The organism is Rhodococcus sp. NPDC056960 (genome assembly GCF_042674125.1).
Taxonomy (GTDB): domain Bacteria; phylum Actinomycetota; class Actinomycetes; order Mycobacteriales; family Mycobacteriaceae; genus Rhodococcus_F.
The window spans coordinates 1-10,518 of sequence record NZ_JBHURF010000028.1; the positions used below are offsets into that span (position 1 = coordinate 1).

Sequence of the window (10,518 nt, forward strand, 5' to 3'; positions counted from 1 at the left end):
CCCCGACAACCTTGACCAGCACTCGGTTTGCCAATCAAATTTCCTTACCGCAGGTCAGGGCGCACATATCAAGGACGATTCGCTGACACAGGACACAAGTACTGCGGAGAGGCCGATCCCGGGGGCCCGGTGCACAACAAGGGCAACGCGTGGAAGGAGCGCCGACGTCTCGCCACCGTCGGCGCGGGGCAGGCCGCAGCACCAGCGGCGGCCGATGACGATGGGGGGACGGCGTCGGTGTCGATGGCCCGGGCCACTCTCGGTGTGCAGCTCGAGGAGCTGCCCGGCCGTCTCGCGGAGCTTCAGCGTTTCCTCGAGGCGGTGACCGAGACGGTCGCCTCGGTGACCGATGTCGAGGCGATCGCCGCCGAGGTCGACCAGGCGCACGCCGAGGCGCTCGCGAAGGTAGCCGAAGCGGAACGATTGCGGGGCGAGGAGGAACGTCGCCGCCGCGACGCCGAGGCCCGCGACCGTGACCATCAGCAGGCGCGGGAGGAGGCCGATGCCGCCGCGGAAGACGCGTACGCGGAGCTGGCGCGGATCCAGACCGAGGCCACTGCCGCCGTGGACGACGCGGCGAACCGTGAACGTGCGGCACGCGCGGAACAAGAGCGCATCCAGGCCGACTCCGAGGAAAGGATCGCGGCCGCCGAGGCCGAGGCTCAGCTCGCCCAGGCCCGCGCCGAAACACAGTCCGCCGCAGCGCACGCCGCCATCCAGGAAAGCCGCGAGAACGTGGACCGTCTTCGCAGCGAACTCGCCGACCTGCGCACCGAGGCACGCGCGGACCGCGACCAGCTGCGCGCCGATCACGCCGCGCAACTGGCCGATGTCCGGCAATCCGCCGCCGACCGTGTCGACGCGCTGACCACCGCGCTGCGGGCCGCCGAGCAGACGATCGAGGAACTACGACGGCAGTCAGGTAGCCGCGGCGCCGGCACCTGACTCAGCCCGCCCTGTCAGCGAGTTCTATCCCGACGACCCACATCGTTCGGTTTGAAGCGCGTAATACCGGAATTTTCAACCGGACATCTAAAACGAACGGTTCGGAGTCGATTTACCAGCCACAGGTTCGCCGTGCGACGGCGTTCTCGGGTGTGCCGGTATGTCCAAGGCCAAAACGGACCCTGGTGGCCGCAGAACGGCGCTCAGCCCGTTTCGCCTCCTCGGCGGGGTGTTGACCGCGTGCAGCCGACTCCTGAAACTGGCAATCAGTCGTCGCGGGTGGCGGTGTACAGGTCGACCCTGATCTCGCTCATCACCACACCCCGATTTCGATCAGCCAATAAAAGAAGGGTTCGATGGGTTCGAGCCACTGGTAGATGTCCGGATGGATGAAGTAGTTCCAGTCCATCAGGCACCTCCTTCCGCAAGTTTCGGATCGGGACGGTTGTGGATGTCCACGTCGTCACGCAGGATGCGCGACTGGTGTGAGACTGTCCCTGTGCCGCTTCCCGCCGATCATGTCGACTCCTAGAACTGGTTGAACCAGCGAACGAACTGATACCAATCATTAAACGGCCAAAAGCCAACATCGCCCCACGCCTGCAGGTCAGGCAGGTTTCCGATCATGATCCACCTCCGAGGAACGGTGCCATCAAAGTGCCGATCCAATAGAAGAAGTTGTACGGGAAAATGTCCCACGGTGAATTAGGCATTATGAATCCTTAGAAGTGGCCATAGCCAGTCATCCATCCGGTAATAACCCACATGAACTGACTGAACGCATCGCCCATTTCCCTGGTCGGGAACCATGAATACCAAATCGGGTCAGGGCTAGGTGGGCTTGCTGACGCTGTGCCAGCCACCAGGACCATCATCAATGCCGTTGTTCCCAGAACGGCCATGGCGCGAATCGAACGCATGCCTCAACTCCCGGTCCTCCCCGACCATGCCTCGTGTATCGCATACGACATGACGCCCGTTACCTGCTCACGGTGCACTCGACATCTACCGTGGCGCACTGTTCCCCGGGTGTGCTTGGTATAGCGAAAGCCAAAACGGACCCTCCGGCCCAGAGAACGCCCGGTTTCATCGAAGTGCCGTCGCGGGCGCACCTGACGGAGATTGGTTATCGCCGGACGCCTGCCAGAGCGACGCCGCCGTAGAATCGTTCGACAGCCGCGTGCCGACGATCGCTAGGCTGCAAAGTAAGCCACAATCTAGCTCATGGATGTTGCCGCCTTCATACTTTCGCTTGTGGCCTTGCTTGCGACCGCTCTTGTTGGATACCTCACGCTGCACTTAACACGCCAATCAACGTCAACCCGTGTGCTCATCGACCTATTCACAGAACATAGGTCCGACCGACTAGCGCAGGCGCGGCGCTACGTGAATGAGGTTCTTCCCACCTATTCAGTAGGTCCTCAAGGTCTGGATCAACTCCCTGAGAATGATCGCTTGCTTGTTCGCGACTTGTGTTGGTTCTACGACAACCTTGGTGTCCTTGTTCACTACGAAGTCGTAGACGTCGTCCCGATCGCCGGCTATCTGGGAGGATCGGTCAAAGATGTATGGATAAAAGTCAAACCGTGGGTTGAGGCGGAGCGAGCAAAAAGGCTCGCCGCAGGATCTGCCGATGCTGGGCGCTGGCAGGAATACTTCGAGATCCTCTACGACAAGGTCGATGCATTTGACTTGCCCAGCTTTCGCAGTCCATTGCGTCTACCCTGGTATAAACGAATCGTAAGACACGTTTAAGGAGCTAAGCGGGGCGTAGTGCGTGTATCCCCTTGGGATGTTGCGGTGCATGACCTTCGGTGTGACGACTGGCTTGGCTCGATTCGAGATTCTCACGGATACGCAGTTGGCGTTGCCGTTGCCCGGCCACCGCGTCCCATTTCATAAAGGGTCTGCGAAGGTAGAGGCAGGGTTGCCCGTGAACGGGAGGTGGACGCGCCGATGGAGCCACGAATTCGTTCGCGGATTTCGTGGGGGACTTGGGTAAGCAGCCAAGGTGGGGGGAGTGCCCGATACCTAAATGCGCGCACGTTGGCGAGGGCAAGGACGAATTTGTGAGCGTGGATGTGGGAACTGGACTTGCCATCGCTGGTGTCTTGATCGCGGCAGCAGGGGCATGGTGGGCTCGAAAAGCGCTGACTCCACAGCAGCACGTGCAGTCGCGCGATCGTTGGGTTTCCGAGCGCCGGAAGCTCAATACAACCCGTGCTCAGCTGGCGAGGCACGCTGCACGACTTCATGTCACGGCCAGCCCGACAATTTGCACAATCGAGAAGACGTCAATGCTAGCGATGGCGGGTTGGAGTCATCGGCCGACACCGCTCCATGAGATCCAAATAGATATACGGAGGGGTCCTGAGGTCAAGCAAACCGCCTTTCTAAATGCGGCTCAGTCCGTCCTGCCTACCGCTCCGCACGGCCAGCGATACTCGCTCTACAGTGAGGCGATGGATGATCTCGCTCGTCCGACATTGTTTGAAGACCGGGTCTCGTATCGTCTGGTCGAACTTCAGGTGAGTGGCGGCGGTCGCATGCAGCTGCAGTTTTCCACAGGCCGCTACTTTGAGATGCTCAACATCGCCGAACCATTGGCGCACGAGTTTGCGAAGGTAGTGTCAGGAAATTCTGTTGAGACTACCCAAAGTCCACGACTGTGGCGACAGCTGCCGCTTAGGAAGATGTTTCGCCATGACCTACTTCGTATGAGTGACCGTGCGATATTACCGTCAATCGGAACGCTGCTCCTGCGTGTGGAAGGTGAAGGAAAGAGCCCGCTTCCTACTTCATAAACGCGATTCGAGGGCTGTAGCGATCGCTGGCGGTCATTACTCCTTGGTGCCGGCCGGTATGTTCCAGCCCTCGTCGGCTTCGCCTGCGTCCATCGATGAAGATTTCGATCTATGGCGCTCTATTCAGCGGGAAGCTGCTGAGGAGCTGCTTGGTGTCGAAGAAGCCGTTGGGGATGGCGGGGTGCCCATCGATTACGAGTGCGATGAGCCATACGCGTCCTTCGAGCGGGCGCGGGCATCAGGTGCTCTCACGATCTGGTCACTTGGTTGGGGTATCGATCCCTTGACTCTGACGCTTGAACTGATGACGGTCTTGACTATTGAGGCAATGACGTATGACAGGCTATTCGATCGAGTCGTCCCACAGAATGCAGAAGGCCAGGTTGTGGCTGCTGGAAGGACTGCCACGGGCCTTAGAGGATTTTCGTTTACTACGGAAACCATCGAGGCATTGGCTGCCAAGGGAGAGTTGTCACCGGTTGCCGAGGCTTGTCTCAGGACTGCGCTGCGCCACAAGGCCATCATCGTCCTTCCGCGGCGTGAGCTGCGATCGCCCAGCATACGCATCGCGGGCGTAGTGTCTATCGCGCGTGAGTGGCCAACGATACGATCCGCTCACCTAGCCTTATTAGCTCGGGATTGAGGTTTGCGGGTGTTTCGGCGGCAGATAATGCTGCACTGGTGATCGCGGAATTCAGCTCCTCGGAATTAGGTAGCGGAAGACATCCGATTTTGTTCAAATATTTCTTGATATTGCTTGGCCCCGTCATGGGTGCATCGTTCTTCCATCGTCGAATTAACATCTCCCAGCTTTGCGTTGAATCTGTCAATAAATCTGCTTCCGGCAGGTAGCAGACAATATCAGGCTGCGAAAGTCCGAATATTTCGACTCGAGAGATGTTTCCCGTCTCAAGAGCTGCGGTCGCGAGTTCGGCTAAGTACCTCGCTTCGTCTACTCCCTTCAGGCTCAGAAGACCACCGACCTTGCGCCTCGCCTCATCGAGATCGCCTTCGTCTGCTGCGTCGCAGATCGCTTTCCAGTGTCCAGAAATTATTTGGTTGTCTAGGTTATCGAGAACAACCAGCACCCGCGCATTGGTCGCCATAAATAACAACTTGGCTTCCACGAGAGACTTTGCATTTTTCGCGCCACGCATAGCAAAAATGCCTGCCGAAGCTTTATCGAGGTGTGGTCGAAGAAGGTTCTTCAAGACAACTTCATCGTGCAAACCCTCTACTACGACTGCAACATTCATCAACTGGATTAAGTCGGAAAACTGCAACCCCAGCTGGACAACGCTTAAGTCGATATCAAGATCGTCGAGCAGGCTGTAGGTCAGAGGCCGAACCCTTGTTGCGCCTGCGCCGTTCTTGTCGCGGTACGTAAGTATCTTAGTCGCCTTCGCATTGTCTAGTACAAATGACGAGTGAGTCGCGGCCAATACGCTCATTTGTCCCTTTTGTGCCAGTTCTACGAGACCGGCTGCAACACGACGTTCCGCCAAGCGATGCAGTCCAAGCTCAGGCTCATCGCATAGGAATACAACGGGTGCCTCGTCTCTGTGGGCGATTGCGAGCCGGATGCTGTATTGAGCCCAGCGAAGTTGGGCTGTGGAAAGTTTCTCGATGGAGAGCCATCGGTCTGGGCTGGATGAGACTGAAAATTCCCACCGTGGGCGGTCACCTAAGAGTAATTCATCGGCGGTGCGGAGATTGAACCGGATAGTAGGAGGAGAAATGAGCATGAGGGAAATGTAGTAGTTACAATCGCTTTCGATTTGCAGTTTGCGAGTTTCTATTTCGGATACTAACCCAAGGGTATCGCCGCTTGTTGCTGTGACCATCGGAGTCGCCGTAATCATCGGATTGCGCTTATTTGAAGGTCTGGACGTTACGCCGGTGATCGCTACCAACGTGTCAACATTAAGCTGACTTGTGTCAATTGCGGTGTCTATGGCCGTGGTTGGCCTTAAGGTGATTCCCTTCCCGATGCTGAAAACTGGTACCTGCAGCCAATTCGGCCATTCGCTGTGGGTCTGCGGGGGTTCGCCTGTGCCAGTCGTAGGAAAATGCGTAGCGTAATTCATCGCGATTAACATCGGAACAAGTGGATGAGTGTAGGGGCCGCTGTCGGGTTCGCCTGCAAAAACTTCGCGGTAGAAGGTATCTAAACTGTCAGGCACCGTCGCGAGTAAATTCGAAGCAAGCATGCTGTCGGATATTCCAGCGGCAAGCCATAAAGACCACGTGCCGTCGCCATCTGGATGCAGAGTGAATCGACGGTATTGGATGAGGTCGTTCAGTGCTTGCTTTGTCTCGCTACTGAAACCGTGGTGCGAGGCTCTCAGCTCAATCAATTTGAAGAGCTTTTCGTCGATCGACAGTTCGTCATCGCTAGACTCCCGGTATTCGCTATCCAGGATTTCGTGCTCATCGAATGAGTACGAAGAAAACATATCTCCACGCTCATGCTTGATCGCTGCGTTGAGGACTTGGTCGATCTGCTGTGGGAAAATTGCGTAAGAATTGGGTGGCGCGTCGTCCAGCTGGATGTGTATCCCGGCGTAGTCGCCCCCCTTGATTCCCAAGAGGCAGTCGGTCAGCGCTCGAAGTACATGGCTTTTGCCCGCACCATTGAGCCCATACAACACCGATAGACCGTCATCGAGTTCGAGGTGGAGAATCTCGCTAATCGGACCAGACCCGCGTAAGGAAACGCCGATGATCTGGTAACCGTTTGCCTGCAGTGCCATCGATCTAATCTATAGGCCAGGGTCAGTGCAAGGTCGCATGAGGTTGCTGTGACCTGGGGGTTCCGTGGCGTTACCTCGCCCGGCCTGGCCTCTGAGGCCCGGGGCTGGTGGGGCACGGGGCGGTCTCGCCGTGCCAACGACCTCGGGCATCGCACCGGGGCCAAGGTATCTCCGCGGACATGACCCGGATGAAGTGTCCGTCCAGCAGTAGCCACCTGCGGCTCCGAGAAGGCGAGTTCGTGGGGGCCCTGCATGGAAGCCGGCGCGGGGCGGCGGGCTGGTGTCTCTCGCGGAGCTCTGACACCACGTGATCTGCGATCCTGAACCTGCATCCGGCCATGCGCGGATTCGCGACTCTCCCGATGCCTCGTCTACGGACGCCGGGTCCAAGTCCGGCCATTGAGCCGTGCTGCCCGGGCATTCTCATGAGCGACGATTGCCTCCTGCCAGTCCCGATCCGTCACCGCGAGGTGATCCCGGGTAGCTGGAGGTGGAACCCCGAGTTGAGTAGCGATGTGCGCCCACGACCTGCCTACCGTGAGGGCCTCGATCACCGCCCGGGTGAGGAGATGTTCGGTCAGGACGCCACTGGAGACGGCGTCATCGCTGTCAGCGTCCACGAAAGTTTCCCGATCTGGCGTGATCGACAGGTTGGGTTTTGCATCCAGAAGACTCTAACGGTCGAACTCAAGTAGTGATATCGGGAGCCGGGTGAGTTCGGGGCACGTGATTTGGCGGCTGCGCGGGTGCACCGGCGGCCATCCGATCTTGCTCACCTGAAGGCAGAGCCTTTCGTCGTTGTGGCCGCTTCGGGGCGACTGCCTCCTGAGCACTATCCTGAACAGGAATACGCAGGCCGCAGTATGGGCTGTCGAGCGAACCAACAAACGCCCACACCAATTCGCACGGGAGGTGAGGTTGACATGGAGCGCGACGAGGCTGCCCATCTTGAGCAATACGCTGATGCCACGAACGAGGACGCCAGTCGCTGCGGTCGCAGTCACCTCCCACGGCCTCGTCCTGGAACAACGAATCTGACCGAGTGGGTTCCCGCGCTCGCGGCAGAACTCGGCAAGCCGTCGACCGCGGTCCATCTCTGGGCGCAACAAGTGGCCGGCGACCTTGGAATTGAGTGGGGTATGACCATGGCTCTCGCCGACGTCGACATGGTTACCGACGTTGTGAAAAGCCGGTTCGGCTGACGCCGCGCCGCCCAGCCGGGGGCTTTACCGTTCGTCACCACGTCTCGCCGAACGTCGTTCGTGCACCACCCCCGCGACGCGCTGAGCCGCAGCAGCGACGTCGTCGTGCTCCCAGACCACCAGCACCAGCCATCCCATGTCCGACAGTCGCCGGTCAGTGTCCCGATCCCGCGCGATATTCTCCGCGACCTTGTTCGCCCAGAACTCTTGGTTCTTCGTTGACGGGCGATAGTGCTCCGGGCATCCATGCCAGAAGCAGCCTCGCACCTCGACGGCGACACGTGCTGGACCGAAGACGATGTCTACTTTGCGCCGGATTTCTGAGACCGGGCGAGCACACACCCGATACCGCAAGCCCATTGCGTGGAGGGCACGTCGAAGCGCGACCTCCGGCTTCGTGTCGCGCCCCTTGTTGCCCTGCATGACGCGGCGTACAGCGGGGGTTGACGCCCACGACTCGACCACGGCTTCTACGCTACGTCGAGTGGATGTGGCATCACAGGTCCGACCGTCACTCCCGCCCCGCCCCGCCCCCCGAGGAGCACCATGCCTAACGCCGTCGACGCGTTCGAACGCCTGCATCGCGAGGCCGTGAGGTGTATCGAGTACACGTTGAGGTTCCACGGCATGGACTCGAGTGCGTTCGACGTCGAGGGAATCGCGTACCGTATGGCGAGGTACTGCGTGGAGGGCTCCATCCCAGTCGACGGACTCGACATGCTCGACGACGACCTTGTGTGGAGACTGATCGAACAAGGGATCGAAGATTAATCAGCGTGTCGCGCGGCGTGTCACCTGGGGTCTGGTGAAATCCCTCCTCTGCCCGCGCTAAATTACATGCGTGAAATCCGTGGAACTGTTCGCCGGGGCCGGCGGCCTGGCGCTAGGTTGTGAGCTGGCCGGATTCTCACCGGCGAAGGTTGTCGAGTGGGACCGGTGGGCATGCGACACCGTCCGCGAGAACCGTGACCGCAACTACCCACTCGTCGCCGACTGGGACGTCGTCGAAGGTGACGTTCGCGGTGTTGACTGGTCGGCGTTGGGGGACTCCGTCGATCTCGTGGCGGGCGGACCCCCATGCCAGCCGTTCTCGATGGGCGGGAAGGCACGCGCAGCTGACGATGCTCGGGACATGTTCCCAGCGACTGCCGAGGTCATTCGTCAGCTCCAACCGAAGGCGTTCATCGTCGAAAACGTCCGAGGACTCACGCGCAGCGCTTTCGCGAACTACTTCCACTACATCCAGCTCCGACTGGCGCATCCGAACCTCGTAAGCCACGAGGGCGAGACGTGGGTGGATCATCTGCACCGCCTGCAGAGTGACCACACGTCCACGCATTCCGACGAGCTGACATACAAGGTCGTCCCCACGCTCGTGAACGCCGCCGACTATGGCGTGCCTCAGCAGCGTTGGCGTGTTTTCATCGTCGGATTCCGATCGGACCTCGACGCTGAGTGGTCGTTCCCGACGGCGACCCACTCATATGACGCGCTTCTGTACTCGCAGTGGGTGTCCGGCGAATACTGGGAGCGCCACAAGGTGCCCAAGTCTCGGCGTGAAGAGATGCCCGCACGTGCGGCTAACCGTGTTAAGGCCCTCGCGAAAGCGGGTACACCAGCCGAGAAACCCTGGCGAACCGTGCGCGACGCCATTAGCGACTTGCCTGAGCCGAAGGTCGGTGGCGATAAGAGGCATTTGAACCACGTTCTGCAGCCGGGCGCACGTACCTACCCGGGTCACACGGGTAGTCCGATCGATCTTCCGGCGAAGGCGTTGAAGGCGGGCGGCCACGGCGTTCCTGGCGGTGAGAACATGCTCCGTCGCCCCGACGGGTCCGTGCGTTATTTCACCATTCGGGAGTCCGCGCGTCTGCAGACCTTCCCCGACCGGTACCAGCTGCACGGCGCGTGGGGCGAAGCCATGCGCCAGCTCGGCAACGCCGTGCCCGTCCTGCTCGCGCAAAAGGTCGCGGGTAGCGTGGCCGAGCACATCGCGGTCGCCGACTTCCGCGCCGCTGCCAAGGGCCGTAGCGTCGGCACGGCTAAGAAGCATGCCACCGCTTGACCGTGAAGAACTCCTTCAATCCACTCGACATGCACAACCTCGGCGTCAGCATCACGACAGCGATGCTCGACTCCGATCCGACACCGCTCGGGGCGGTGCCCAGATTCCAGGGCGCCGGGCTCTACGCGATCTACTACACAGGTGACTTCCCCGCGTACCAGATGATCGCGGAGCGCAACCGGGACAACAAGTTCGAGCAGCCCATCTATGTAGGCAAGGCAATTCCGAAAGGCGGACGTAAAGGCGGACTCATCGTCGCGGATCCTGAGAAGCCGACGAAGGGCACCGTGCTCAGCTCCCGTCTGAAGGAGCACGCCGGAACCGTCGAGAAGGCCACCAACCTCAACATCGAGGACTTCTGGTGCCGGTGGCTAGTCGTCGAGCCGATCTGGATCCCGCTCGGCGAGAACGTCCTCATCGCACGTACGGCACCGGTGTGGAACCGAATCGTTGACGGCTTCGGCAACCACGACCCAGGGGCCGGTCGGCACGCGGGAGAAGTCAGCCGCTGGGATGTGCTGCATCCTGGTCGCGAATGGGTGCGGAAACTGAAATCCAGACGCGAAAGCGATACCGCCGAACACATCCAGGACGACATCACGGAATATCTTCGCTCCCGCCTTGGATGAGCGCTTGTTCAGGTCAGTCATTGCAGCTATAGGGATCGGTACCTCGGTGAGATCGAAGACCAGCGTCCTCTGAATCGTTCACGGCGGTGGTTGCTGGTGCGGCTCAATCGGTTTGTCCGC

8 protein-coding genes are annotated in these 10,518 nt (G+C 59.8%); 6 read left to right on the top strand and 2 right to left on the bottom strand.

Features of this window, described 5'->3' with window-relative positions; all coding sequences use genetic code 11:
* The first annotated feature begins 129 nt into the window (after positions 1 to 129).
* Positions 130 to 945, top strand: coding sequence for a hypothetical protein (locus ACFTWF_RS34775; RefSeq protein ID WP_378465622.1), 816 nt, complete (start codon positions 130 to 132; stop codon positions 943 to 945).
* A 1,224-nt stretch (positions 946 to 2,169) separates the two neighbouring features.
* The gene (locus ACFTWF_RS34780; protein ID WP_378465623.1) at positions 2,170 to 2,700 is read left to right on the top strand and encodes a hypothetical protein; all 531 of its coding nucleotides are present in this window, start codon (positions 2,170 to 2,172) and stop codon (positions 2,698 to 2,700) included.
* 1,630 nt (positions 2,701 to 4,330) lie between these two features.
* On the opposite strand, the gene ACFTWF_RS34785 is transcribed toward ACFTWF_RS34780, so the two are convergent.
* Positions 4,331 to 6,502, bottom strand: a complete 2,172-nt coding sequence (locus ACFTWF_RS34785; RefSeq protein ID WP_378465624.1) for a hypothetical protein — start codon at positions 6,500 to 6,502, stop codon at positions 4,331 to 4,333.
* A 923-nt stretch (positions 6,503 to 7,425) separates the two neighbouring features.
* Here ACFTWF_RS34785 and ACFTWF_RS34790 point away from each other — a divergent pair.
* Entirely contained in the window at positions 7,426 to 7,704 is a 279-nt protein-coding gene (locus ACFTWF_RS34790; protein WP_378465625.1) for a hypothetical protein, read from the top strand.
* 24 nt (positions 7,705 to 7,728) lie between these two features.
* Here the strand turns inward: ACFTWF_RS34790 and ACFTWF_RS34795 are convergent, their stop codons facing one another.
* On the bottom strand, positions 7,729 to 8,286 hold the full coding sequence (locus tag ACFTWF_RS34795) for a very short patch repair endonuclease (RefSeq protein WP_378465626.1): 558 nt from the start codon (positions 8,284 to 8,286) through the stop codon (positions 7,729 to 7,731).
* On the opposite strand from ACFTWF_RS34795, the gene ACFTWF_RS34800 reads away from it, so the two are divergent.
* From ACFTWF_RS34800 to ACFTWF_RS34810, 3 genes are all read left to right on the top strand, one after another.
* Entirely contained in the window at positions 8,251 to 8,475 is a 225-nt protein-coding gene (locus ACFTWF_RS34800) for a hypothetical protein (RefSeq protein WP_378465724.1), read from the top strand. The two genes, ACFTWF_RS34795 and ACFTWF_RS34800, sit on opposite strands and share 36 nt — an antisense overlap.
* Positions 8,476 to 8,545: 70 nt before the next feature.
* A complete protein-coding gene (locus ACFTWF_RS34805) occupies positions 8,546 to 9,769 on the top strand; it encodes a DNA cytosine methyltransferase (protein WP_378465627.1) in 1,224 nt (407 codons plus the stop codon).
* Positions 9,770 to 9,771: 2 nt separating this feature from the next.
* Positions 9,772 to 10,398, top strand: a complete 627-nt coding sequence (locus ACFTWF_RS34810) for an Eco29kI family restriction endonuclease (protein ID WP_378465722.1) — start codon at positions 9,772 to 9,774, stop codon at positions 10,396 to 10,398.
* The last annotated feature ends 120 nt before the right edge of the window (positions 10,399 to 10,518 follow it).

Coding starts and splice junctions, on each gene's coding strand:
- ACFTWF_RS34800 (WP_378465724.1), top strand. CDS start 8,251: ATGCCTAACGCCGTCGACGCGTTCGAACGCCTGCATCGCGAGGCCGTG.
- ACFTWF_RS34795 (WP_378465626.1), bottom strand. CDS start 8,286: ATGCAGGCGTTCGAACGCGTCGACGGCGTTAGGCATGGTGCTCCTCGG.
- ACFTWF_RS34780 (WP_378465623.1), top strand. CDS start 2,170: ATGGATGTTGCCGCCTTCATACTTTCGCTTGTGGCCTTGCTTGCGACC.
- ACFTWF_RS34785 (WP_378465624.1), bottom strand. CDS start 6,502: ATGGCACTGCAGGCAAACGGTTACCAGATCATCGGCGTTTCCTTACGC.
- ACFTWF_RS34790 (WP_378465625.1), top strand. CDS start 7,426: ATGGAGCGCGACGAGGCTGCCCATCTTGAGCAATACGCTGATGCCACG.